Here is a 23,255-nt window from a genome sequence, read left to right as displayed (position 1 = left end):
CCTCCTCAGCCGGCGGCGAACTCCCCATTCTTGACCGCCCCGACGAACGAAGACCACCCCGCCGCCCGAACGACGATCACAGGCCCATCCGGAACCTTGCTGTCCCGTATGGGAACGAGGCCGTGGATGGTGGTGTGGGCGGGCGAGAATTCGAGACACGCCCCGCCGTTGCCTTCGCTGTAGGAGGACTTGAGCCAGACGAAGTCGCGGGTGAACTCAAGGCACTCTCCGCCGTTGCCTTCGCTGTAGGACGATTTGATCCATATGAAGTCACGGGTGAACTCAAGGCAGTTGCCGCCGTTGGCGTCGCTGTAGGCCGACTTGACCCACTTGACGGTGGCAAGATCCAAGTCGCGGCTCATGCTTGGTACTCCTTCAAGAGGTTCTTGACCAGGGCGAGTGATCGATCAGGGCCCAAGGCGTGCGCCCGGAGCAAATCGTAGTCATCCAGGGCCGCTTCGACCGTTTGTGCGGAGTCATGCATCCTGCCCCCTACCCGGGTCTCCGTGTACAACACGGTGGGCGAGGCCGGAAAGCGCAGCACGATGAAGGGCATCGTGGACGTGGCAGGAACACCCGCTGAGAACGGCATGATCTGGAGCTCGAAGCGTGGTGAGGCTGACAGCTTCAGCAGGTACTCAAGCTGCCCCGCCATGACCTTGGTGTTACCGACGACGGTGCGCAGGCATGCCTCGTGCAGGATGACCCACAAGGACGGTGGACTGTTCCGTTCGAACACCTCGCGGCGGCGCAGCCGCGCTGCGACTTTGTCCTCGATCCCTTCCGCGCTCGCGCAGGGGTTGGATACGCGGAACACGGTCCGCGCGTAGTCCCCCGTCTGCACGATGCCGCTCACCAAGTTGGTGTCGTAGGTCAGGATCCGCGAAGCCTTGCGCTCCAGCTTCAGGTACGGGACGAACCACGACGGGTGCTCGCCCTCATCGATCCCGCGCAGCAGCCCCGAGAACAGCCCGTTCGTCCCGAACGCCAGGTCGCAGCCGTCCGCGAACTTCTCGCTGGCCTTCACCTTCCCGGACTCCACCATGCTGACGTAGGCGTAGGAGTAGCCCGTTGCGTTGCCTAACTGGTTCTGCGTGAGCCTTCGGCCCAGCCGCACCCGCTTGATGTCACGTCCGAAACTCTGGAGCGGATTGAAGAGCTCGGGAGGGGTCGTCTCGTCCAATGCCGTGACCTCTCGTTCTGTGCTCGTGGTCAGCATTGCGGCAGGCAGGCGATGTAAGCACTGCCCTTTAAGTGGCCCTATTCTATTGCCCGTTGGGGCATCTGCGTGACCGAATGGCTACAGAACGTACGCACGGACGCCATGAGCCCCCGCGGCCGCTGCAACCGGCCCGGGGGCATGGCCACCAACCCCATGGAGGTTGACGACAGTGACGGACGCTACCCCGCGGCTTCTGCCGTGGTCGAGCCCCGACGGCAAGCCCTGCTTCGTCCTCGGAGACGGAACCGGCTACATCTCCCGTATGGCCGACGATGTCGAAGAGGCTCAACTCACCCTCGCCGACGGCCTCATCGCGGACTCCCGGCGCCTCCTGCGCGCTCGCAACTGGACCTCCGGCGAACTCCACCTCCTCACCGTCGAGTTGACCGAGTCGCTGACGGAGATCCGCCGCATCGCCAAGAGTCGCGGCGCCCGCCTACAGGCGATCTCCGGGGCGGAACGGCCGGCCTGACGCCAGGGGGCGAGGACGAGCGCTATGCCGAGCCTGCCGCCAGTGCGTCGAGCCGCGCGAACTCCTCGTCCGTGAGGCAGATGTGGGCCGCCGCGAGGTTCTCGTCGAGGTGGGCGGGGGAGCCGGTGCCGGGGGTCGGGAGCAGGGCGGGGGAGTGGTGGAGCAACCAGGCCAGGGCGATCTGGCCGGGCGTCGCGTCGTGCGTCGCGGCGATCGCGGTCAGCGTGGCCGCGGCGGGGTCCGCGGAGCCGTCCGCGGCCCCGCCGCCCGTAAGCGACCCGTTGCCCAGCGGGAACCACGGCAGGAACGCCGTCCCGGTCCGCTCGCACAGCTTCAGTACCTCCTCGGAGGCGCGGTCCAGCAGGTTGTAGCGGTTCTGGACGGAGGCGATCGGGGCCAGCTCGCGGGCCCGCGCCAGCTCCGCGGCGCTGATGCTGTCCAGGCCGATGTGGCGGATCTTTCCGGCCTGTTGGAGCTCCCGCAGGGCGCCCAACTGGTCGGCCATCGGGACGTCGGGGTCCAGGCGGTGGAGTTGGTAGAGGTCGATGGCGTCCGTCCGCAGGCGCCGCAGGCTCGCGTCGCACATGGCGCGCAGCTGCTCCGGGCGGCCGGCGATATGCCAGACGTCCGGGCCGGTGCGGACCACGCCGCCCTTCGTGGCGATCACCAGCCCGTCCGGATACGGGTGCAGGGCGGTGGCCACCAACTCCTCGGCCACGTCCGGGCCGTAGTTGTCGGCGGTGTCGATCAGCGTGACGCCGCGCTCGACGGCCCGCCGCAGCAGCGCCACGGACCGCTCGGGGTCCTCGTGCCGCGGCCCCCAGTACCCGGGGCCGACCAGGCCCCCGGTCCCGAACCCCAGCCGCCGCACCGGCAACGTCCCCCCGAGGAGGAAAGGCATCCGCGTATCCATGCCGGGGAGCTTAGTTGGGGCCCGTCCGACGGGTCGGGGCCGGAGGGCCCCTGCGCGGGGCCCTTTGGATACCGAAGATCACCGGACCGCATCCGCACCACCTCCATAAGATCACCTGGTGCCTGACATATCGCTGTTCACCCTCGCCCTGCTCTGCCTGGCCGCCCTCGCCGCGGGATGGATCGACGCGGTGGTCGGCGGTGGCGGCCTGCTGCTGCTCCCGGCCCTGCTGGTGGGCCTTCCGCACACCCCCACCGCGTTCGTCCTCGGAACCAACAAGTCCACCGCCATCGTGGGCACCACCGCGGCCGCCGTCACCTACGTCCGCAAGACACCCATCGATGTCCGCACGGCGCTGCGCATCGGTGCCGCGGCGGTCGCCGGCTCGTTGGGCGGGGCGTTCTTCGCGGCCGGCATCAACAGCGAGGTGCTCCGCCCGCTGATCATGGCCGTGTTGCTGGGCGTGCTCGTCTTCATCCTCGTCCGCCCGGCCTTCGGGACCGCCCCGGCGCCGACGGGCCCCGTCTCCCGGCAGCGGATGCTGGCGGCCATCCTGATCGCGGGCCTGGGGATCGGCTTCTACGACGGCCTGATCGGCCCCGGCACCGGCGCCTTCCTCGTCATCGCGCTCGCCGCCGTGCTGCATATGGACCTGGTCGCCTCGTCCGCCACCGCCAAGGTCGTCAACGTCTGCACCAACGTCGGCGCACTGACGATGTTCGCCCTCCAGGGCACGGTGCTGTGGCAACTCGGGGCGCTGCTGGCGCTGTTCAACCTCGTCGGCGGGACCGTCGGCGCCAGGATGGCCCTGAAGCGGGGCGCCGGATTCGTCCGCGGTGTCCTCGTCGTCGTCGTCATCGTCCTCCTCTGCAAGCTGGCGTACGACCAGTGGTTCGCCGCCTGAGCGGAGGCGGCGGGGTGGGGCGGTGAGCCGGGCAACCGCTCGGCCGGGAGCGGCGGTTGATCGAGTTCGGAGTCGGGTCGGGGTCGGGGAGCGGATCGGGGTGAGGGGCGACCTCGCCCTGATCAACCGCACCGAGGGCGGGTCTTCGATCGTCGACTGGGACTGTCCGTGATTCGATGGTACGGAACATTCATAAAAATGTGAAGAGTTGAGAGGGGGAATCTCCGCACGGCACGGCCGCCGTCCGTCAGGTGTGGACCGCCTCGCGCGCCGCGCCCCCCGGCGCCGGTTCGCGGACTTCCGTCACGGCCGTCAGCAGCACCACCGCGTCCTCCAGCGCGCGCAGCCCGTGCCGCGCGTGCGGGATCGCCTCGATCTGACCGGCGGTCAGTTCCTGGCCGCCGCCCGGCCCGGTCAGCCGGACCCGGCCGCGCAGCACCTGGAGGCTGGCCGCCGGCGGCGCGTTGTGCTCGTCCAGCATGGTGTCGGCCAGCAGCGCGATCACGGTCTGCCGCAGCGGGCCGTCGTGCACGACGAGATGGGCGCTGCGTCCGTGGGCGGCGGCCCTGGCGTCGTCGAGCCGGTCGCGGACGAGGGTTTCGAGGTTCACCATGGCGCTCGCCTTTCGGGTGCGGACCGGCCTCCGGGCCGGGTCGGCAGCGGGGCTCCCCCCTCCATCGTTGTCCGCGCCCCGCCCGGCGCAACCGGGGCACCGCGCGGCGGCCGCGGCGGGTCCGCACCCCGATGGGGCGTCCGGGTGCTTGCCCGTGGGCGGCGGCCCGCCGGGTGCCAGTGGATCATCGCGGTCCGTACGATGCGAGACGATCCCTTGATCGAAAGATTGAAAGATCGACAGGCCGGAGATCCATCCGGCCAGGAGACCTGATCGTGCGATCCAGCATTCCCCCCACTTCGAACGCGAAGGGTGCAACCGTGGTCGATCCCACCGCCCTGAACGAACCCTCCGCCGCCCCGCCCGACCCGGCCGGACCTCCGGCACGGTTCCTGACCGTCATGACCACCACCGACAGCGCGCAGAAGGCCGAAGGGCTTGCGCACGGTGCCATCGAGGGACGGCTTGCCGCCTGCGCCCAGATCAGCGCGCCGGTCACCTCGGTGTTCCGTTGGAACGACGCCGTGGAGACCAACCAGGAATGGCAGGTGCTGTTCAAGACGGCGAGCACGCGCTACGCGGCCCTGGAGGCGTATCTCCTCGACGCCCACGACTACGAGACCCCCGAGATCATCGCCACCCCGGTCACCCACGGGGGTGCCGGGTATCTCGCCTGGGTAGCTAAGGAGACGAGCTGACGTGCCGAGGAGAGCGCAGTTCCTGCCGCGTCCACGGGGGAGGGCGGTCACCCTCGCCCTCGGTATGGCCATCGGCCTGGCCACCTCCCCGGTGGCGCACGCGGCCGAGGCCGACCCCGGGACCTCCGGCGTCCAGTCCACCCACAGCCAGGAGTCCGGCCCCCACGCCACCTGGACCAACAAGGACGCCGCGGCCTTCTGGACACCGCGGCGGATGGCCCAGGCCGCCCCGCTCGAACACGGCCCCGCCGTAGCCGCCGCGGCCGCCCAACAGGCCCCGACCGCCGAGCACTTCGACGGCATCCCGTCCGTCGGCGTGCTGTTCTCCGTCGACGGCGAGGCCCGCGAGCACCACTGCACCGCCAGCGTGGTGCACAGCCCGCGCGGCAACCTGATCCTCACCGCCGGGCACTGCAACCCGGGAGCGCGCGCCGCGTTCGTCCCCCAGTACCAGTCGGGCCAGGACGACCAGCCCCACGGGGTGTGGGCCATCGAGGACAGCTACGCCTACTCCGACCGCAGCACCAGCGGGGACGGCGCCGACCTCGACTTCGCCTTCGCCACCGTCGCCCCGGACGACAGCGGCCGCCGCATCGAGGACGTCACCGGCGGCAACGTCCTGACGGCGACGCCCGGTTACCGCAACCAGGTCAGGGTCATCGGCTACCCCAACGTCCACCACGACCCCGCCGACCAGGCCGTGCGCTGCGCGACCACCACCCGGCGCCTGGAGGGCACCCGCCAACTCCGCATGGAGTGCAACGGGTTCTACGGCGGCACCTCGGGCAGTCCCTGGCTCATGGGCTACGACCCGCACACCCGGACCGGCCGGGTCATCGGCGTCATCGGCGGCGTCAACGGCGGCGGCCCCAGCGGCCCGCACAGCGACCGCACCTCCTACAGCCCGTACTTCGGCAAGGAGATCCTCAGCCTCTACGGCCGCGCCACCAAGGCCCAAAGCGGCAGCGAGGCCGGCGACTAGCCGTCGCGCCACCCGGGAGGGCCTGGCGGAGGTGCGCTAACGGAGCGCCTCCGCCAGGCCCTTCTCCTTGGGGCCGAGGAAGTGCGGATCGGGCCGCAGCACCGCCTCCGCGGTCGCCTTGCCCGCCGCGAAGATCTCCCGCACCCCGCCGTACGCCCAGGTCACATCGTGCGTGGCGGCGACCCCGACGCCGTACGCGTCGATCCCGGCGGCCGAACACAGCGCCAGCGCCCGCCGGATGTGGAACCCCTGGCTGACCAGCACTGCCCGGTCCACCCCGAAGACGCGGTGGGCGCGGGTACAGGAGTCCCAGGTGTCGAAGCCCGCATAGTCGCTGACGATCTTCCGGGACGGGATGCCGTGCCGCTCCAGATAGCCGCGCATCGCGTCCGGCTCGTCGTAGTCCTCGCGGCTGTTGTCGCCGGTGACCAGGACGGCGCGGACCGTGCCGGCCCGGTAGACCCGGACCGCGGCGTCCAGCCGGTGGGCCAGGTACGGCGACGGTTCGCCGTTCCACAGGCCGGCGCCGAACACCACCGCCACCGGGGCGGCCGGGACGTCGGCGACCGTACGGACGCGCGGGCCGGCGGTGGCGTTCAGACAGGTCGCCGGCAGCAGCCCGAGCGCCGACAGCGCCACCACCGCCTGGAACGCGCGGCGCTGCCCGCGCCGGGTCCGCGGCAGCCGTATGCGCCGTATCCACCCCAGCCCTGCCCGCAGCCCGCGCATGCCCTGCCCCCGTCTCCCCGGCGCTCGGCGCGCCGGGACCGCCCACGTGATCGATCTCGCAAGCTCCGACGTGCCGGCGGGCTGGCATGGTTGCAGTGAGGGCGGGGAAGCACCGTCGGCAACCTCACCGCACACCGCCCGTGGAGGGCCCACGATGACCACCGAGGCCGAGCGCCTGCCGTTCTTCGTCTACGGGACGCTGCGTCCCGGCGAGGCCAACTACGCCCGCACCCTGCGCGGCCGGACCGCCGCCGAGGAACCGGCCCGGATAGCCGGCACCCTGCTCTACGAGGGCCCCGGCTACCCCTACGCCACGGCCGGGCCCGCCGACGCCGTGGTGCACGGCGTACTGGTCCACCCCCGCGCCGCCGACTACGACGCCGTCCGGGCCCTGCTGGACCACCTGGAGGGCTACACCCCGGGCACGCCGGCGGGCGCCGGGAACCTCTACGAACGGGTGGCCACCGAGGCGGCCCGCGCCGACGGCAGGACCGTACGGGCCTGGGTCTATCTGGCCGCCGAGCCGCTCGCCGGCCGCCTGCGCGCCACCGGCACCCCGCTCGCCGGCGGCCGCTGGACCGGCCGCGCCGCCCCGAAGTCCCCCGGATAACCTGGCGACTCGTCCCGTACGGGCGATGCGTCCCCATAGGGGCGCGCAGCGCTCCGCGCGACCGAAGGAACCCCGCCCGCAGCACAGCAGAACAGGTGTGACCCCGTGCCCTCCAGCCCCCCGAGCACCGCCGCCCACCGCCCCCTCCCCAAGGCCGAACTGCACCTCCACATCGAGGGCACCCTGGAGCCCGGCCTGGCCTTCGCGCTCGCCGCCCGCAACGGCGTCACGCTGCCCTACGCCACCGAGGACGAGCTGCGCCGCGCCTACTCCTTCGCCGACCTCCAGTCGTTCCTCAACCTCTACTACGCGCTGATGGAGGTGCTCCGCACCGAGGACGACTTCGCCGACCTGGCGCACGCCTACCTGGCCCGCGCCAAGGAGCAGGGCGTACGGCACGCCGAGATCTTCTTCGACCCTCAGGCGCACACCTCCCGCGGCGTCCCCATCGGGACGGTCATCCGCGGCCTGTCCCGGGCGCTGGACGCCGCCCCGGAGACCTACGGCATCACCACCCGGCTGATCATGTGCTTCCTGCGCGACGAGAGCGCCGACTCGGCCCTGGAGACCTTCGAGGCGGCCCGCCCCTACCTGGACCGGATCACCGCCGTCGGCCTGGACTCCGCCGAGGTCGGCCACCCGCCGTCGAAGTTCCAGGAGGTCTTCGCGCTCGCCCGGGAGGCCGGCCTCAAGTGCGTGGCCCACGCCGGCGAGGAGGGCCCCGCGTCCTACGTCTGGGAGGCCCTGGACCTCCTCGGGGTGGACCGGGTCGACCACGGGGTGCGCTGCATGGAGGACGAGCGCCTGGTCGCCCGTATGGCGGCCGACCGGATCCCGCTCACCGTGTGCCCGCTCTCCAACGTCCGGCTCCGGGTGGTCGACGATCTGGCCGACCACCCGCTGCCCGCGATGCTCGACGCCGGGCTGCTGGTGACCGTCAACTCCGACGACCCCGCCTATTTCGGCGGCTACGCCGACGACAACTTCACCGCCGTGCGGGACGCCCTCGGCCTGGACGAGGAGACGCTGCGGACGCTCGCCCGCAACTCCTTCCTGGCGTCCTTCCTGGACGACGAGACCCGCGCCGCGTACCTGAAGGAACTCGACGCGCACTGACCCGTACGCCCCTGGGGCCGCCGCCACCCGGCGCGGCCCCAGGACGTCGCCCCCCCGAAGACCACGCCCGTCCCTGCCCCAGGGGGCCACTCGCACCATCCCGTCCCGTATTGCTCCGCGATGCCCAAGTGCTCCGCGTGCGTACCGGATCCGGCACCGATGGCACCGGGGGGCTACGGTCGCTGTATGACGGGCACAACACCGGCCACCCCTCCCGGCGAAGGCCATGACGCGCACGCGGAGCTTCCCGGCTACACCGCGGCGGACGCCGAACGCTGGGTCCCCGAGCCGGACAAGCGCCCCGGACGCACCGCCTTCCAGCGCGACCGCGCCCGGGTCCTGCACTCCGCCGCGCTGCGCCGCCTCGCCGGCAAGACCCAGGTCGTCACCCCCGGCAGCGCCACCCAGGCATGGGACGCCAGCCCGCGTACCCGGCTGACGCACTCCCTGGAGTGCGCCCAGGTGGGCCGCGAACTGGGCGCCGCCCTCGGCTGCGACCCGGACCTCGTCGAGGCCGCGTGCCTGGCGCACGACCTCGGCCACCCACCCTTCGGGCACAACGGCGAACAGGCCCTCAACGAGGTCGCCGCGCCCTGCGGCGGCTTCGAGGGCAACGCCCAGTCGCTCCGGCTGCTGGCCCGGCTGGAGCCCAAGCGGTTCGTGCCCGCCCCGGACGGCGGCGCCCCCGTCAGCGTCGGCCTCAACCTCACCCGCGCCGCGTTGGACGCCGCCACCAAGTACCCCTGGCCGCGCGGCGGGCACCCCGACGGGCCGGACAACCCGAAGTTCGGCGTCTACGCCGACGACCTGCCGGTGTTCGCATGGTTCCGGCAGGGCGCCCCGGGCGCCGCCCGCAGCTTCGAGGCGCAGGTCATGGACTGGTCCGACGACGTCGCCTACTCGGTGCACGACGTCGAGGACGGACTGCACGCCGGCCACCTGGACCCCAACGTCCTGCTCGCCGACCCCGAGCGCGCCGAGATCTTCGCCCTCGCCGCGGGGCGCTACGCCCCCGGCGCCGACGAGGCCGCGCTGGCCGCCGCGCTGGACCGCCTCCTGGAGCAGGAGTGGTGGCCGCACGGCTACGACGGCACCGCGCTCGCCCAGGCCCGCCTCAAGGACGCCACCAGCCAGCTCATCGGCCGCTTCTGCCTGGCCGCCGAGGGCGCCACCCGGGCCCGATGGGGGCACTTCGGGGAAGGCGCGGGCCCCGGGGGAGGCGCCGGACGGCTCACCCGGTACGGGGCGGAGCTGGTGGTTCCGGCCGAAACCCGGCTGGAATGCGCCGTTCTCAAGGCCGTCGCCGACCGCTACGTCATACAGCGCCCGGACCAGGAAGCACTCCGCGCCGACCAGCGCGTGGTCCTCGCCGAACTCGCCGAGGCGCTGCTCGCCCGCGCCCCCGACGGCCTTGATCCGCAGTTCCGTTCACTGTTCGACGCGGCCGCCGACGACACCGCCCGGATGCGCGCCGTGATCGACCAGATCGCCGCCCTTACGGACGCTTCCGCGCGTAATCTTCACGCCCGTCTGACACGTCCCCCTGGTAACGGTTAGGGCAACCCAGGGTGACCCTAGGGGGGTAGCCCCTCTTCCCCCCTCACGCTCCGTGCGGGACGCTCGTCCCCGCACCGGCGCACGGGAACCCGGAAACGGCCGCGCGCATCAAGGGAGCGAGAGGAAACGGGGGGCAGCGACAACGGGGGCAGCAAACGGGGGCGTCAACGGACGCGGACGCGGACGTACGGCACCGCAACGAGGAGGAAGCAAGTGGTCGACGCACACCAGACGTTCGTCATCGTCGGGGGTGGCCTGGCCGGAGCCAAGGCGGCGGAGACGCTGCGCGCGGAAGGCTTCACCGGCCGGGTGATCCTCATCTGTGACGAGCGCGACCACCCCTACGAGCGGCCCCCGCTCTCCAAGGGGTACCTGCTCGGCAAGGACGCGCGGGACAGCGTCTTCGTCCATGAACCGGGCTTCTACGCCCAGGCCCGGATCGAGCTCCATCTGGGCCAGCCCGCCGTCCAGTTGGACCCCGCGGCCCGCACCGTCCGCCTGGGCGACGGCACCCTCATCGCCTACGACAAGCTGCTGCTGGCCACCGGCGCCGAACCCCGCCGCCTGGACATCCCCGGCACCGGTCTGGCCGGCGTGCACCACCTCCGCCGCCTCGCCCACGCCGAGCGGCTGCGCGGCGTCCTGGCCTCCCTGGGCAGGGAGAAGGGCCACCTGGTCATCGCCGGCGCCGGCTGGATCGGCCTCGAAGTCGCCGCCGCGGCCCGCTCCTACGGCGCCGAGGTCACCATCGTCGAACCCCAGCCGGCCCCCCTGCACGGCATCCTCGGGCCCGAGCTCGGCGCCCTCTTCACCGATCTGCACCGCGAGCACGGCGTCCGCTTCCACTTCGGCGCGCGCCTGACCGAGATCGTCGGCCGGGACGGCATGGTGGTCTCGGTCCGCACCGACGACGGCGAGGAGCACCCCGCCCACGACGTGCTCGCCGCCATCGGCGCCGCCCCCCGCACCGCCCTCGCCGAACAGGCCGGCCTCGCGGTCGTCGCCCGCGCCGACGGCGGCGGCATCGCCGTCGACGCCGCACTGCGCACCTCCGACCCGTACATCCACGCCGCCGGCGACGTGGCCGCCGCCGACCACCCCCTGTTGGACACCCGGCTGCGCGTCGAGCACTGGGCCAACGCCCTCAACGGCGGCCCGGCGGCCGCCCGCGCCATGCTCGGCCAGGACATCAGCTACGACCGCGTCCCGTACTTCTTCTCCGACCAGTACGACCTCGGCATGGAGTACTCCGGCTACGCCCCGCCCGGCTCCTACGACCAGGTCGTCTGCCGCGGCGACGTCGGCAAGCGCGAGTTCATCGCCTTCTGGCTCGGCCAGGGACGGGTCCTGGCTGGCATGAACGTCAACGTCTGGGACGTCGCCGAGCACGTCCAGCAGCTCATCCGCTCCGGCGCCGCGCCGGCCCCCGCAAAGCTGGCTGATCCCACCATTCCGCTTGCCGATCTCCTCACGTAACGTGCCCGTATGACCGAAGGGCCCACCCGCACCGCCGGCAGCGACCGTCCGGAGGCCGGCACCGGCGTCCCGGCCGTCACCTTCGACGACGTCCGGGACGCCGCCCGGCGGCTGGCGGGCGTGGCCCACCGCACCCCGGTACTGCGCTCCCGCACCCTCGACGCGCGCACCGGCACCCAGGCGTTCCTCAAGTGCGAGAACTTCCAGCGCGTCGGCGCCTTCAAGTTCCGCGGCGCCTACCACGCGCTCTCCCGCCTGACCCCCGAGGAACGGGCCCGCGGGGTCGTCGCCTACTCCTCCGGCAACCACGCCCAGGCCGTCGCCCTCGCCGCTCGCGAATGCGGCACCCGCGCCGTCATCGTGATGCCCGAGGACGCCCCCCGCGCCAAACGGGACGCCACCGCGGGCTACGGCGCCGAGATCGTCACCTACGACCGCTACACCCAGGACCGCGTCGCCATCGGCCGCCGCATCGCCCAGGAGCGCGGCCTGGCCCTGGTGCCCCCCTACGACCACCCGCACGTCATCGCCGGACAGGGCACCGCCGCCCTGGAGCTCATCGAGGAGACCGGCCCGCTCGACGCCCTCCTCGTACCCGTCGGGGGCGGCGGGCTGATGGCCGGCTGCGCCACCGCCGCCACCGCCCTGGTCCCCGGCATCCGCATGATCGGCGTCGAACCCGAGGCCGGCGACGACACCCGCCGCTCCCTGGCCGCCGGCCACCGGGTCGCCGTCCCGGTGCCCCGCACCATCGCCGACGGACAGGCCGCCGACATCCCGGGCGAGCTGACCTTCCCGATCAACCAGCGGCTGGTCGACTCCGTGGTCCTGGTCACCGACGACGAGATCCGCGCCGCCATGGCCTTCGCCTTCGAACGCCTCAAGATCGTCGTCGAGCCCAGCGGCGCCACCGCCCTCGCCGCCCTGCTCGCCGGCCGCCTTGCGGCTCCCCCGGCCCGCACCGGCGTGCTCGTCTCCGGCGGCAACATCGGCCTGGAACGCTTCCGGGAACTGCTCGGCTGAGCCGCCCCACCGCTCCCGGCGGTCCGCTGCGGACCCTGGCCCGCCGGGACTGTCGTACCCCGGCCGTAGAATTCACCCGTGGCAGGCAGGATCAACGATGACGATGTGAAGGCGGTGCGGGACGCGGTCCCGATCGACGCCGTCGTGTCCGAGTACCTCCAGCTCCGCAACGCCGGCGGGGGCAATCTCAAGGGCCTGTGCCCCTTCCACGACGAGAAGTCCCCCTCCTTCCACGTGAGCCCCGCCAAGGGGCTCTACCACTGCTTCGGCTGCCAGGAGGGCGGCGACACCGTCGACTTCGTCATGAAGATCGACCACCTCTCCTTCGCCGAGACCATCGAGCGCCTCGCCGCCCAGGCCGGCATCACCCTCCGCTACGAGGAGGGCGGCTACACCCCCGGCCGCCAGCAGGGCGAGCGCACCCGCCTCGTCGAGGCCCACAAGGTCGCCGCCCAGTACTACACCGAGCAGCTGGACAGCCCCGAGGCGGAGATCGCCCGGAGGTTCCTCGCCGAGCGCGGCTTCGACCAGGACGCCGCCGGGCACTTCAGCATCGGCTACAGCCCCGCCGGCTGGGACCACCTCACCCGCTTCCTGCGCGGCCGCGGCTTCAGCGACAAGGAACTGGTCCTCTCCGGCCTCTCCCAGGAAGGCCGCCGCGGCCCCATCGACCGCTTCCGCGGCCGCCTGATGTGGCCGATCCGCGACATCTCCGGTGAGGTCGTCGGCTTCGGCGCCCGCAAGCTCCGCGACGACGACAACGGCCCCAAGTACCTCAACACCCCCGAGACCCCGCTCTACCGCAAGTCCCAGGTCCTGTACGGCATCGACCTCGCCAAGAAGGAGATCGCCAAGACCAACCGCGCGGTCGTCGTCGAGGGCTACACCGACGTCATGGCCTGCCATCTCGCCGGCGTCACCACCGCCATCGCCACCTGCGGCACCGCCTTCGGCGAGGGCCACATCAAGATCCTCCGCCGGCTGCTGATGGACAACTCCGGCTCCGAGGTGGTATTCACCTTCGACGGCGACGCCGCGGGCCAGAAGGCCGCCCTGCGCGCCTTCGAGGACGACCAGAAGTTCGCCGCCGAGACCTCCATCGCGATCTCCCCGGGCGGTATGGACCCCTGCGACCTGCGGCTGGCCAAGGGCGACCAGGCCGTCGCCACCCTCGTCGAGTCCCGCACCCCGCTCTTCGCCTTCGCCCTGCGCTCCATCGTCTCCCGCTACAACCTCGACACCGAGGAAGGGCGCATCGCCGCCGTCGAGGAGGCCGTCCCGGTCGTCGCCGCCATCAAGGACCGCGGCCTGCGCGACCGCTACGCCATCCGCCTCGTCGGCCTGGTCGGCATCACCAGCCAGTCCGAGGAGCAGGCCATCGTCCGCCGGGTGCGCGGTCTGGCCCGCAGCCGCGACGACCGGGCACCGCAGGGCGCGGCCCGCACCGCCGGGCGCGGTGCCGCCGGCCGCGCCGCGCCCGCACCCACCGCCCCCCAGCAGCGCGGCCCGGCCCTCAACCTCCGCAGCCCCGCCCGCATGGTCGAGCGCGAACTGCTCAAGCTCGCCCTCCAGCGCCCCGACCTGGTGGCGCCCACCTTCGACGCCTACGGTGCCGACGAATTCACCGCGCCCCCTTATGCCATGGTCCGCCAGTGCATCCAGGAGGCCGGCGGGGTGAGCGCCGCCGACGCCGACTACACCGCCCGCGTCCTGAACGCCGCCCCCGACGACACCCTCCGCTCCCTGCTCACCGAGCTGTCCGTGGAGCCCCTGCTCACCCGCCGCGACCCCGATCCGGCCTACGCGGGCGAGCAGTTGGTGCGCGTCCGCATCGCCGCCGTGGACGCCCGCATCGCCAGCCTGGAGGGCGCCGCCCGCCGCTGCGAGTTCCAGGGCGACCACGAGGGCGCGGCCGCCGTCCACAAGGAGGCCTGGGTCCTCCAGCAGTACGGCCAGACCCTCCGCCAACGCGGCGCCGCGGCCCTGTAGTGCCGCGGCGGGCAACGTTTGCCCGTCGAGGAGCGGCGTCCGGTGCGTGCTTTCGGCCGGTGCGGCGAGGGCGCGTGCCGGGCGTCGCGACGGGGCGAACGTCGCCTGTTGCGGCACTAGGGCGCTTCTGACGGAGCTCCGCGGCGTCGCACGGTCCGGCCCGCACCCCGCCGCACCGGACCCCGCCCGGCCCGCCCTCCGGGCCGACGACGAGCGTGTGACGGCAGGTCGCGGAGCCGGTCGGTGTGCTCCGGCCCGCCCGCACCGCCCGTCCCGCCCGCCCCGCGCATCCCTCCGCCCCCGGTCGGCACCTCCGGGTAGCGGCACGGTCACGGACCGGACTCAGAAAGTGCCCGCACGCCCCTCGTGCGGCCACGTGTCGTACTCCACACTGAGGAGCGGTGCCTGACGTCCCCGGAGCGCGGCGCATCCGCCCGCACGCCCCACCGCGCGGGCCGTGAGCCCCCGCGCAGCCCCTCGTGACGACGACGGGCGGACGCGGGCGGCCCGGTCGCCCCTCCGCCCCGGTCCTCGTGCCGCCCCAGCCGCGATCACCCTGGAGGTCGCCCCCGTGCAGACCCGGACCCTCTCCGCCGCACCTGCCGGCGGCGCCCCGGCCGCCCCACCCGATACCGGCCTCCTGGCCGTCCCGGCCACGGTGCCGCAGCAGGCCGAACCGCCCGCCGTCGAACTCCTCGCCGAGGAGGCCCCGGAACCGCCCGACCCCCCCGCCCCACCGGAGGCCACGGACACCGCGGGCACTGAGGACAGCACGGGCACCACCGACACTGCGGACCCCACCGACACCGAGGACCTCACCGACACCGCCGGTCCCACCAGGACCACCCCCCGCCCCGACCCCGGCAGCCCCTCCTCCGACCTCTTCCGCCAGTACCTCCGCGAAATCGGCCGGATCCCCCTGCTCACCGCCGCCGAGGAGGTCGAACTGGCCCGCCGCGTCGAGGCCGGCCTGTTCGCCGAGGAGAAGCTCACCTGCACCCCCGACCTCGACTCCCAACTCGCCCACGACCTCGACACGTTGGTCGTCCGCGGCCGGATCGCCAAACGCCGCCTGATCGAGTCCAACCTGCGGCTGGTGGTCTCCGTCGCCAAGCGCTACGTCGGCCGCGGCCTGACCATGCTCGACCTCGTCCAGGAGGGCAACCTCGGCCTGATCCGCGCCGTCGAGAAGTTCGACTACGCCCGCGGCTACAAGTTCTCCACCTACGCGACCTGGTGGATCCGCCAGGCCATGTCCCGCGCACTGGCCGACCAGGCCCGCACCATCCGCGTCCCCGTCCACGTCGTGGAACTGATCAACCGCGTCGTCCGCGTCCAACGCCGGATGCTCCAGGAACGCGGCTGCGAACCCACCCCCGAAGAGGTCGCCGCCCACCTCGGCCTCACTCCCGAACGCGTCACCGACGTCCTGCGGCTGGCCCGGGAACCGGTCTCCCTGCACGCCCCCGTCGGCGAGGAGGACGACGTCGCCCTCGGCGACCTCATCGAGGACGGCGACGCCGCCTCACCCGTGGAGTCCGCCGCGTTCCTGCTGCTCCGCGAACACCTCGACGCGGTCCTCTCCACCCTCGCCGAACGCGAACGCAAGGTCGTCCAGCTCCGCTACGGGCTCACCGACGGCCGCCCCCGCACCCTGGAGGAGATCGGCCGGATCTTCGGCGTCACCCGCGAACGCATCCGCCAGATCGAATCCAAGACCCTCGGCAAACTCCGCGACCACGCCTTCGCCGACCAGCTCCGCGGCTACCTCGACTGACCCGGGGCGCCCCGCAGTTCACCCCTCCCGCTGGAACGCCCCCGGGTGGGCCTCGTCCCGCACCGCCGTGTACTGCTGCCGCACGGCCTGCCACACCGGCAGCTCGTCACCCGGCTCGAAGACCTGGCTCGCCGCCGCCGGCCACCGCGGCGGCTCCGGCTGCCCCGCACCGCCGTCGCCGGCCGTGCCGTGCGCCACCTGCCACGCCCACGCCGCCTGCCGGGCCGCGCCCAGCGCCGCATACTCGGCCGGCTGCGGCACCACGACCTGCGCCCCGAAGAGCCCCGGCGCGGCCGCCTGGACTGCACCCAGCTCCGCCGCCGCCCCCAGCAGGAACACCCGGCGCACCATGACGCCCCGGCTGCGCAGCACCTCCAGCGCGTCCGCGAGCCCGCACAGCATGCCCTCCACGGCCGCCCGCGCCAGATGCTCCGGCTTCATGCTCTCCCGCCGCATCCCGTGCAACGACCCGGCGGTGTGCGGCAGATGAGGCGTCCGCTCGCCCTCCAGGTACGGCAGCAGCACCATCCCGTACGCGCCCGGCGACGACTTCAGCGCCAGCTCCGAGAGCCCCGCCAGATCCGTCCCCAGCATCTCCGCGGCCCCGCGCAGCACCCGCACCGCGTTGGTGGTGTGCACCACCGGCAGATGCCGCCCGGTCGCGTCCGCGAAGGAGGTGATCGTCCCCGTGGGGTCCACCAGCGCCTCCTCGTGGATCGCGAACACCGACCCCGAGGCCCCCAGCGACACCACCGCGTCGCCCACCCCGACGCCCAGTCCGAACGCCGCGGCCATCGTCTCGCCGGTCCCCGCCGAGATCAGCAGCCCCTCCGGTGTGAACCCCGCCGTCCCCGACGGCCCCAGCACCTCCGGCAGCCGCACCTGGTGCCCCAGCGCCAGCTCCACCAGATCCGGTCGGTACGCGCCGGTCGCCGCCGACCAGAAGCCGGTCGCCGAGGCCCCGCCCCGGTCCGTGGTCCGCCGCGCCGGCCGCCCCAGCAACTGCCACGCCAGCCAGTCGTGCGGCTGCATGACCTCGGCGATCCGCGCCGCCTGCGCCGGCTCGTTGCGCACCAGCCACCGCATCTTGGTCACCAGGTGCTGCGCCTGCGGCACCGCCCCCACGGCCTCCGCCCACGCGGCCCGCCCGCCCAGCGCGTCCATCAGGTCCGCCGCCGCGCTCTGCGCCCGCCGGTCGTTGCCCACCAGCGCCGGCCGCACCGGATTCCCCTCGGCGTCCAGCGCCACCAGCCCGTGCTGCTGCGCCGAGACGCCGATGGCCTGGACGCCCTCCAGCAGCCCGTTCCCCGCGGCCTCGCCGAGTGACATCAGCCACGCCTGCGGATCGACCTCGGGCCCCTTCTCGACGGGGTGCGGCGCGTACCCCTGCCTGATGACGGCACCCGTGTCCGCGTTGCAGACCACGATGCGGGTGCTCTGAGACGAACTGTCCAACCCGGCGACTATCCCCATGGCCCCAGATGATGCCCCATGCCGCCCATGGGGAAGGCGTCAGGGCTTGCCCGCCGGGGCCCCGGGCTCAGGTATTGCTGGTGCCCCACTCGTCCTCGTCGTTGACCCGCTGCTCCCGCAGCGCCCGCACCCGCTCCGCGACCGGCGCCGGCAGCCGGTCCCCGACCCTCTCGGACACCACCACGAACGCCTTCGTCGCGACCTGCCGCCCGCCCAGCGCCGCCGACTCGGCGGTGTTCCGCACCGCGGGGTTCTGCGCGATCCGCTGCACCCCCTTCCGGAGCTGCTCGTACCGCTCCCGCCCGGCCCGGGTGCCGAGCACGTATCCCACCGCCAGTCCCGCGACGAACGTGAGCCGGTAGCGCATCGCTCCACCTTTCCCTTGCCGCTCGATCCCGTCGGTGCCGGCCGGCACCGACGCCGGGCTGGGCACCTGCCGACCGGTACCGGAACCACCTGCGGTGACCTGGTGGCGATACCGATTGGCGGAGCACCCCCCTGCTTGCGCTAATGTATGTGTCGCAGCGAGCGCACGCCGTCCGGAGCCCCGGGCAGCGATGCATTCGAGGCAAGTAGAGCAATCCCCTGTAGCTCAATTGGCAGAGCAGCCGGCTGTTAACCGGCAGGTTACTGGTTCGAGTCCAGTCGGGGGAGCTCAATCCCCTGTAGCTCAATTGGCAGAGCATTCGGCTGTTAACCGGAGGGTTACTGGTTCGAGTCCAGTCGGGGGAGCAGAAGAACGAGGACCCCGGAAGGGGTCCTTTTTCTTGTGCCCGGGAACCGAATCCCGGCTGTTCGAAGTCCTCTTGGGCGTGCAAGGTCGCCCGACGGCAGCCCGCACGGGCAGCAGATCGTATGAGCGGCTATGCTGCGGCAGACGGCGCGCACAAATGTGCGCGACGCGCCGTGAGGGGCGGTAGCTCAGCCGGTTAGAGCAGCGGACTCATAATCCGTCGGCCGTGGGTTCGAGTCCCACCCGCCCCACCACGGCAGATCATGTAAGAAAGATCTGACCTGCGGAAACGTCGTATGGAGAGGGTCGCCGCGCAAGGCGTGGCGACCCTCTCCGGCGTTTTACGGGTCGGGGGACGCGCTGAGCGGCCCCTATGAGATTCATGCCCCACATGCCTGATCGGTTCCGGTTCGCAGGCGGCGAGGGAAGTGATCGCGTGGCACCCGAGGGGCGCGGCGGGGCCGGTGGCGGGTGGGGTGGGGCGGGGTGGCGCTCTGAGCGGTCCCAGAGGCGCCCTGGCGGGCCTGGCGGTGGAGCGGGGTCCCGCGGGGGCGGGGGAGGGGTGCCGGCGCCGTCAGGTCGCTTTCAGGCACCGGCCGAAGTCGCCGCTTCCATGGGCGGATTGCTGCGGTAGCGGCGACCTCGGGTGGAGTGTCCTTGTGTCTCTTGCCGCGGGCTAGCCGATGGGCTGGGTGAAGCGGATGCGGTTGCCGAACGGGTCGCGCAGGCCGCAGTCGATCCCGTAGGGGCGCTCGGTCGGCTCCTCGGTGAACTCCACCCCGCGCTCCCGCAGCGTCTCGTACGTCTTGCGGCAGTCGTCGGTGGTGAAGATGAGCCAACCGCCCATCGCCCCCTTGGTGACCAGGTCGCGGACCTGGGCCGCGGTCTCCTCCGACATCGACGGCGGTCCGGGCTTCTCCAGCAGGATCTGGCGGCCGGGCTCGCCGGGGACGCCGACCGTCAGCCAGCGCATGAAGCCCATGTCGACGTCGGCCGTCACCTCCAGGCCGAGCGTGCCGGCGTAGAAGTCCAGGGCCTTGTCCTGGTCGAGAACGTAGATCTGCGAGTGCGTGATGGCGTTGAACATGCAGATCAGGCTAGGCGGCGCGGCGGCGGAAAACTTCTCCGTAACTGCTCGGTCGGAGCGGGCGTCAGGAGTGCGGTCTCGTCCACGACATGGCGAAGCAGATCGGCACCCCGGTGGCCTTCGCGCTTTTGCGGTACTCCCGCGGCGACCGTCCGACGATGCTGCGGAAGGTCCGGCTGAAGGTCCCCAGGCTGCCGAAGCCGACCGCGAAGCAGATCTCGGTCACGCTGCGGTCGGTCTCGCGCAGCAGGAACATCGCCCGCTCCACCCGGCGGCGCTGGAGGTAGCGGTGCGGCGTCTCGCCGAACGTCGCCCGGAACGTCCGGGTGAAATGCGCCTCGGACACCTGGGCGATGCGGGCCAGCGCGGGCACGTCCAGCGGCTCCGCGTAGGCCCGGTCCATGGCGTCACGCGCCCGCAGCATGCGGCGGTTGGAGTCCTCGGTGGCACGGCTCACCGCCCCATCACAGCAGATCCGGTGGGGCGGGAGGGGAGCCGGGCCGGGCCCGCGTCCCGCGCTCCGGTCAACAGCCGCCGGGCGGGCGGCCGTTGACCGGAGGGGGGCGGTTAGATGATCGGGGGGCGTCCCAGTCGCGTCATGCGCCACACCGTGCGCCAGCGCATCGGCCGCCGCCGGCCGCACGGGGTCCGGACCCCCTCGGCGAAGCCCGCGGCCCAGGCCCGCATGCCCGCCGCCGAGCGGCTGCGGACGGCCGTCAGTGCCGCCCACACGCCGAGGTAGACGGGCACCAGGACGGCCGGCAGATGGCGCTTCGCCAGCCAGACGCGGTTCCGGGCGACCATCCGGTGGTAGACCGCGTGCCGGGTCGGCGAGGTGTACGGGTGCTGGAGCACGAGCTCCGGCGCATAGCGGATCTGCCAGCCGTCGTCCAGTGCCCGCCAGGCCAGATCGGTCTCCTCGTGGGCGTAGAAGAACTCGTCCGGCCAGCCGCCGACCCGGTCCAGCATCGGGACGGACAGCGCGTGCCCGCCGCCCAGGAACGTGGTGACCAGCCCGCCCTGCGCGGGGTCGCCGACCCGCAGGCGCGGGACGTGGCGGCGCTGGGTGCGGCCCAGCTCGTCGGCGATCCGGAAGCTGACGATCCCCAACTTCGGGTCGTCCGCGTACAGTTCCGCAAGCCGGCTGAAGACGTCCGTGCTGATCAGCAGCCCGTCGTCGTCCAGGTCGACCACCACGTCCAGGTCACCGAGCTTGCGCAGCTCGTCCAGGGCGACGTTCCGGCCACCGGAGACGCCGAGGTTCTCGCTCAGCGAGACGCCCGTGACGCCATCGGGCAGCGGCGGCAGCGGCGAGCCGTTGCCGACGACCACGATGTGCGTCGCGGGGAGGTCCTGCTTCGCCACCGAATCCAGCAGCTCCTGGAGTTCGGCGGGGCGGTTTCCCATGGTCAAGATGGCGACGCCTACGCGCAGCTGACGCACAGATGAACACTCCGTTCTTGGTGGTCTCTTCAGCGATGCTAGCCGCCGCCGCAGGGCGTCGCGCACCACGACGCAGGCCCCGCGACGTTCCGTCCGGGACCCGGCCGGAGCGCCGCTGGACAGTGCGTTTCGCGGTCAGCCCTGCGGGGCGTTGGCGCCGGCGAGGGCGCTCGCCCGGGCGGCGAACGCCAACTCCGGACCGAACCGCTCCTCGTAGCCGTCGGCCAGTGCGTGCAGCGCGGCCGCGCCGTCGCCGTGGTACGACGAGCCGTGCATCACCGCCAGCGTCTTCGGCGCCAGTTGGGCCAGCGAACGCAGGGTCCCCACCGCCGCCGTCAGACAGGACGTCTGGCGGAACATCTCCTCCGCGTCCAGCGCCGGCCCCACCAGGTCGTGATCGGTGACCGGGGGGCCGTTGCCGAGGTGGGTGAACAGGTCGCCGCACAGCAGCGTCCCGGTGGTCTCCTCGAACAGCACCCGCGCCTCCCAATTGTGCGGCACATGCGGGGTGTTGAGGTGCAGCACCCGGCGCCGGAGCACCTCCTTGCCGCCCAGGTCGAGCGTCTCGCCGTGCGCCATCGGGTGCGGCGGGCGGTCGGCGAGGTCGTTGAGCGAGATCAGGCACCCCTGGAGGCCGTGCGCCACCTCGGCGCGCGGGGCCGCGGCCAGGAACTCGTTCATCGCCCCGCACTCGTCGGCCTCCACGTGCCCGAACGCCAGCCAGCGCAGCCGGTCCAGCGGCACCACCCGGCTCACGGCCTCCGAGACCGCCGGGAAGAGGTGCCGCATGCCCAGGTGGAAGAGGAGCGGCTGCTCCGCGTCGATGAGGAACTGGTTGAAGGTGAAGCCGGCGGGCGCGGCCACATCGGGGACGTAGGTGGAGATCCGGTAGATCCCGTCGGCGATCTCGTCGACGCGCGTCTCCATAGGCTGACGCCTCCTTCCGGGCGACCCCCCGTCCATCGTAGGGCGGGGCGGTGGAACGGGCCGCCGGGCCGGGAAGCGGGAGGCACGGCGACACGGGGAGTGATGTCGGCCACGGGATGCCTAGGACGGCGTGGTGTGGGCAGGGGAGCGGGACGGTCCGGACTGCGGAGTCCGGACTTCCGGTGTGCGGAATGCGGAATGCGGAATAGCGCACGGGGTGATCCCGTTACGGCAGCGTGACGGGACCAGGCGCAACGGAAGCCCCGGCCGGGGCTTCCGCCGGTGCCCGGGGCGTTCCCCCGGGCGCGGCACGGCGCCGTACGCCGGAACCAAACGAAGAGCAGAGACCAGCGACAGCAAGCAAGGAGCGCGCATGAGCACCGTGGAGCTCACCAAGGAGAACTTCGACGAGATCGTCTCCGGCAACGATTTCGTACTGATCGACTTCTGGGCCGAATGGTGCGGCCCCTGCAAGCAGTTCGGACCGGTCTTCGAGCGGTCGTCGGAGACCCACGGAGACCTGGTGTTCGCCAAGGTCGACACGGAGAAGCAGCCCGAACTCGCCGCCGCCTTCGAGATCCGCTCCATCCCCACCCTGATGATCGTCCGCGAGAACATCGCGGTGTTCGCCCAGCCCGGAGCGCTCCCGGAGGCCGCCCTGGAGGACGTCATCGGTCAGGCCCGCGGCCTCGACATGGACGAGGTCCGCGCGTCGGTCGCCGAGGCCCAGGCGCAGCAGGCGCAGGGCGAGTGAGCGAGCTGCTGCTGGTCCGGCACGGCGAGACCGCGTGGAGCCGCGACGGCCGCCACACCAGCTGGACCGACCTTCCGCTCACCGCGAACGGCGAGGAGCAGGCCCGCGCACTGCGGCCGCTGCTGTCGGGCCGGAAGCTCGCACGGGTCTACGCCAGCCCCATGACACGGGCGCTGCGCACCGCCGAACTGGCCGGGCTGCCCACCCCGCAGGTCCTCGATGACCTGCGGGAATGGGACTACGGCGGGGACGAGGGCGTGACCACCGCCGAGATCCGGCGCGGCAGGCCCGACTGGTACCTCTTCGACGACGGTGTCGCCCCGGGGCCGGCCGATCACCCCGGGGAGTCCCCCGAGGAGGTCGGCGCGCGGGCCGACCGGGTACTGGCGCTGGTCGCGCCCCACCTGGAGGCCGGCGAGGGCGATGTGGCGCTGGTGGCGCACGCGCACTTCCTGCGCGTACTGACCGCCCGCCGCCTGGGGCTGCCGGCCGGGGCGGGCGGCCTGTTCACCTTCGGCACCGGCGCGGTCGGCGTCCTGGGCACCGAACACGGCCGCCCGGCGGTGGTCGCGTGGAACGCCCGCAGTCTGTAGGGGGCTGACGTCTGTAGGGGCTGTTTGCAGACGTCCTCTTGTGGGCGGCCGTGGATGTGGGCGCCTATGTGAGGAGGCTCGTGGGCGCCTTCTTGTGGGCGGTTGTGCGGCTACGGGGCCGGTGGGGCGATGCGGTGGGCCTGCGGCGTTGAGGGGCGAGGCCG

The 23,255-nt window shown here is 72.6% G+C and carries 24 protein-coding genes and 3 tRNA genes; 16 read left to right on the top strand and 11 right to left on the bottom strand.

The features are described 5' to 3' along the window. Positions 1-5: 5 nt before the first annotated feature. Complete coding sequence (locus ACIQE0_RS06165; RefSeq protein WP_402329432.1) at positions 6-362, bottom strand: DUF397 domain-containing protein; 357 nt, start codon at positions 360-362, stop codon at positions 6-8. Beyond that, positions 359-1,183, bottom strand: coding sequence for a helix-turn-helix domain-containing protein (locus ACIQE0_RS06160; protein WP_402329431.1), 825 nt, complete (start codon positions 1,181-1,183; stop codon positions 359-361). Before ACIQE0_RS06160 ends, ACIQE0_RS06165 begins: the two co-directional genes overlap by 4 nt. A 208-nt stretch (positions 1,184-1,391) precedes the next feature. Between ACIQE0_RS06160 and ACIQE0_RS06155 the strand changes: the two genes are divergently transcribed. Then, positions 1,392-1,694, top strand: coding sequence for a hypothetical protein (locus ACIQE0_RS06155; RefSeq protein WP_402329429.1), 303 nt, complete (start codon positions 1,392-1,394; stop codon positions 1,692-1,694). A gap of 22 nt (positions 1,695-1,716) precedes the next feature. Here ACIQE0_RS06155 and ACIQE0_RS06150 read toward each other — a convergent pair whose 3' ends face one another. Next, the gene (locus ACIQE0_RS06150) at positions 1,717-2,607 is read right to left on the bottom strand and encodes an aldo/keto reductase (protein ID WP_402329427.1); all 891 of its coding nucleotides are present in this window, start codon (positions 2,605-2,607) and stop codon (positions 1,717-1,719) included. Between the two features lie 115 nt (positions 2,608-2,722). Between ACIQE0_RS06150 and ACIQE0_RS06145 the strand changes: the two genes are divergently transcribed. Next, entirely contained in the window at positions 2,723-3,511 is a 789-nt protein-coding gene (locus ACIQE0_RS06145; RefSeq protein WP_402329822.1) for a sulfite exporter TauE/SafE family protein, read from the top strand. A 247-nt stretch (positions 3,512-3,758) separates the two neighbouring features. Here the strand turns inward: ACIQE0_RS06145 and ACIQE0_RS06140 are convergent, their stop codons facing one another. Further along, positions 3,759-4,124: a cupin gene (locus ACIQE0_RS06140; RefSeq protein WP_402329425.1), complete on the bottom strand. Its 366-nt coding sequence runs from the start codon at positions 4,122-4,124 to the stop codon at positions 3,759-3,761. 320 nt (positions 4,125-4,444) lie between these two features. Here ACIQE0_RS06140 and cutA point away from each other — a divergent pair, with 320 nt between their 5' ends. Continuing rightward, positions 4,445-4,822 carry a divalent-cation tolerance protein CutA gene (gene cutA / locus ACIQE0_RS06135; RefSeq protein WP_384099699.1) on the top strand — a complete coding sequence of 126 codons (378 nt, stop codon included), beginning with the start codon at positions 4,445-4,447 and terminating at the stop codon, positions 4,820-4,822. Between the two features lies 1 nt (position 4,823). Further along, on the top strand, positions 4,824-5,804 hold the full coding sequence (locus tag ACIQE0_RS06130) for a trypsin-like serine peptidase (RefSeq protein WP_402329423.1): 981 nt from the start codon (positions 4,824-4,826) through the stop codon (positions 5,802-5,804). A 36-nt stretch (positions 5,805-5,840) separates the two neighbouring features. Here the strand turns inward: ACIQE0_RS06130 and ACIQE0_RS06125 are convergent, their stop codons facing one another. Next, positions 5,841-6,533: a vancomycin high temperature exclusion protein gene (locus ACIQE0_RS06125; protein WP_402329421.1), complete on the bottom strand. Its 693-nt coding sequence runs from the start codon at positions 6,531-6,533 to the stop codon at positions 5,841-5,843. Between the two features lie 154 nt (positions 6,534-6,687). On the opposite strand from ACIQE0_RS06125, the gene ACIQE0_RS06120 reads away from it, so the two are divergent. The 7 genes from ACIQE0_RS06120 to ACIQE0_RS06090 all read left to right on the top strand — a co-directional run bounded on the left by ACIQE0_RS06120 (position 6,688) and on the right by ACIQE0_RS06090 (position 16,081). Continuing rightward, on the top strand, positions 6,688-7,143 hold the full coding sequence (locus ACIQE0_RS06120; protein WP_402329419.1) for a gamma-glutamylcyclotransferase family protein: 456 nt from the start codon (positions 6,688-6,690) through the stop codon (positions 7,141-7,143). Positions 7,144-7,248: 105 nt separating this feature from the next. Then, positions 7,249-8,259 (top strand): adenosine deaminase, encoded by a 1,011-nt coding sequence (locus ACIQE0_RS06115; RefSeq protein WP_366337750.1) that lies wholly within the window; start codon positions 7,249-7,251, stop codon positions 8,257-8,259. 186 nt (positions 8,260-8,445) lie between these two features. Then, on the top strand, positions 8,446-9,816 hold the full coding sequence (locus ACIQE0_RS06110; RefSeq protein WP_366337748.1) for a deoxyguanosinetriphosphate triphosphohydrolase: 1,371 nt from the start codon (positions 8,446-8,448) through the stop codon (positions 9,814-9,816). A 213-nt stretch (positions 9,817-10,029) separates the two neighbouring features. Continuing rightward, on the top strand, positions 10,030-11,292 hold the full coding sequence (locus ACIQE0_RS06105) for an NAD(P)/FAD-dependent oxidoreductase (RefSeq protein ID WP_402329416.1): 1,263 nt from the start codon (positions 10,030-10,032) through the stop codon (positions 11,290-11,292). A 9-nt stretch (positions 11,293-11,301) separates the two neighbouring features. Next, positions 11,302-12,315, top strand: coding sequence for a threo-3-hydroxy-L-aspartate ammonia-lyase (locus ACIQE0_RS06100; protein ID WP_366337744.1), 1,014 nt, complete (start codon positions 11,302-11,304; stop codon positions 12,313-12,315). A gap of 78 nt (positions 12,316-12,393) precedes the next feature. After that, entirely contained in the window at positions 12,394-14,304 is a 1,911-nt protein-coding gene (gene dnaG / locus ACIQE0_RS06095; protein WP_366337742.1) for a DNA primase, read from the top strand. Positions 14,305-14,854: 550 nt separating this feature from the next. Then, positions 14,855-16,081: an RNA polymerase sigma factor gene (locus tag ACIQE0_RS06090; RefSeq protein ID WP_402329820.1), complete on the top strand. Its 1,227-nt coding sequence runs from the start codon at positions 14,855-14,857 to the stop codon at positions 16,079-16,081. Between the two features lie 18 nt (positions 16,082-16,099). Here ACIQE0_RS06090 and ACIQE0_RS06085 read toward each other — a convergent pair whose 3' ends face one another. After that, positions 16,100-17,554: an FGGY family carbohydrate kinase gene (locus tag ACIQE0_RS06085; protein WP_402329413.1), complete on the bottom strand. Its 1,455-nt coding sequence runs from the start codon at positions 17,552-17,554 to the stop codon at positions 16,100-16,102. Positions 17,555-17,621: 67 nt separating this feature from the next. Continuing rightward, on the bottom strand, positions 17,622-17,921 hold the full coding sequence (locus tag ACIQE0_RS06080; RefSeq protein WP_366337738.1) for a YtxH domain-containing protein: 300 nt from the start codon (positions 17,919-17,921) through the stop codon (positions 17,622-17,624). A 214-nt stretch (positions 17,922-18,135) separates the two neighbouring features. On the opposite strand from ACIQE0_RS06080, the gene ACIQE0_RS06075 reads away from it, so the two are divergent. The 3 genes from ACIQE0_RS06075 (at position 18,136) to ACIQE0_RS06065 (ending at position 18,541) form a co-directional block, all read left to right on the top strand. After that, positions 18,136-18,208, top strand: a tRNA-Asn gene (locus ACIQE0_RS06075). A gap of 5 nt (positions 18,209-18,213) precedes the next feature. Then, positions 18,214-18,286, top strand: a tRNA-Asn gene (locus tag ACIQE0_RS06070). 178 nt (positions 18,287-18,464) lie between these two features. Next, a tRNA-Ile gene (locus ACIQE0_RS06065) sits at positions 18,465-18,541 on the top strand. Between the two features lie 422 nt (positions 18,542-18,963). Here ACIQE0_RS06065 and ACIQE0_RS06060 read toward each other — a convergent pair. The 4 genes from ACIQE0_RS06060 to ACIQE0_RS06045 all read right to left on the bottom strand — a co-directional run bounded on the left by ACIQE0_RS06060 (position 18,964) and on the right by ACIQE0_RS06045 (position 21,744). Beyond that, entirely contained in the window at positions 18,964-19,374 is a 411-nt protein-coding gene (locus tag ACIQE0_RS06060) for a VOC family protein (protein ID WP_366335827.1), read from the bottom strand. A 64-nt stretch (positions 19,375-19,438) separates the two neighbouring features. Further along, positions 19,439-19,831 (bottom strand): AraC family transcriptional regulator, encoded by a 393-nt coding sequence (locus ACIQE0_RS06055; RefSeq protein ID WP_366335825.1) that lies wholly within the window; start codon positions 19,829-19,831, stop codon positions 19,439-19,441. Between the two features lie 110 nt (positions 19,832-19,941). Next, a complete protein-coding gene (locus tag ACIQE0_RS06050; protein WP_402329410.1) occupies positions 19,942-20,817 on the bottom strand; it encodes a glycosyltransferase family 2 protein in 876 nt (291 codons plus the stop codon). 135 nt (positions 20,818-20,952) lie between these two features. After that, a complete protein-coding gene (locus ACIQE0_RS06045; RefSeq protein WP_402329408.1) occupies positions 20,953-21,744 on the bottom strand; it encodes an MBL fold metallo-hydrolase in 792 nt (263 codons plus the stop codon). A gap of 130 nt (positions 21,745-21,874) precedes the next feature. Between ACIQE0_RS06045 and trxA the strand changes: the two genes are divergently transcribed. Then, a complete protein-coding gene (gene trxA / locus ACIQE0_RS06040) occupies positions 21,875-22,498 on the top strand; it encodes a thioredoxin (RefSeq protein WP_402329406.1) in 624 nt (207 codons plus the stop codon). After that, on the top strand, positions 22,495-23,091 hold the full coding sequence (locus ACIQE0_RS06035; RefSeq protein ID WP_366335818.1) for a histidine phosphatase family protein: 597 nt from the start codon (positions 22,495-22,497) through the stop codon (positions 23,089-23,091). The genes trxA and ACIQE0_RS06035 overlap by 4 nt, the downstream gene beginning before the upstream one ends. Positions 23,092-23,255 lie beyond the last annotated feature (164 nt).

The organism is Streptomyces sp. NPDC093097, assembly GCF_044754325.1.
In the GTDB taxonomy this organism is placed as follows: domain Bacteria; phylum Actinomycetota; class Actinomycetes; order Streptomycetales; family Streptomycetaceae; genus Streptomyces.
This window is presented reverse-complemented; position numbering and strand designations above follow the sequence as displayed.

Coding starts and splice junctions, on each gene's coding strand:
- ACIQE0_RS06165 (WP_402329432.1), bottom strand. CDS start 362: ATGAGCCGCGACTTGGATCTTGCCACCGTCAAGTGGGTCAAGTCGGCC.
- ACIQE0_RS06150 (WP_402329427.1), bottom strand. CDS start 2,607: ATGGATACGCGGATGCCTTTCCTCCTCGGGGGGACGTTGCCGGTGCGG.
- ACIQE0_RS06140 (WP_402329425.1), bottom strand. CDS start 4,124: ATGGTGAACCTCGAAACCCTCGTCCGCGACCGGCTCGACGACGCCAGG.
- ACIQE0_RS06125 (WP_402329421.1), bottom strand. CDS start 6,533: ATGCGCGGGCTGCGGGCAGGGCTGGGGTGGATACGGCGCATACGGCTG.
- ACIQE0_RS06120 (WP_402329419.1), top strand. CDS start 6,688: ATGACCACCGAGGCCGAGCGCCTGCCGTTCTTCGTCTACGGGACGCTG.
- ACIQE0_RS06110 (WP_366337748.1), top strand. CDS start 8,446: ATGACGGGCACAACACCGGCCACCCCTCCCGGCGAAGGCCATGACGCG.
- ACIQE0_RS06100 (WP_366337744.1), top strand. CDS start 11,302: ATGACCGAAGGGCCCACCCGCACCGCCGGCAGCGACCGTCCGGAGGCC.
- ACIQE0_RS06085 (WP_402329413.1), bottom strand. CDS start 17,554: ATGGGGATAGTCGCCGGGTTGGACAGTTCGTCTCAGAGCACCCGCATC.
- ACIQE0_RS06080 (WP_366337738.1), bottom strand. CDS start 17,921: ATGCGCTACCGGCTCACGTTCGTCGCGGGACTGGCGGTGGGATACGTG.
- ACIQE0_RS06060 (WP_366335827.1), bottom strand. CDS start 19,374: ATGTTCAACGCCATCACGCACTCGCAGATCTACGTTCTCGACCAGGAC.
- ACIQE0_RS06045 (WP_402329408.1), bottom strand. CDS start 21,744: ATGGAGACGCGCGTCGACGAGATCGCCGACGGGATCTACCGGATCTCC.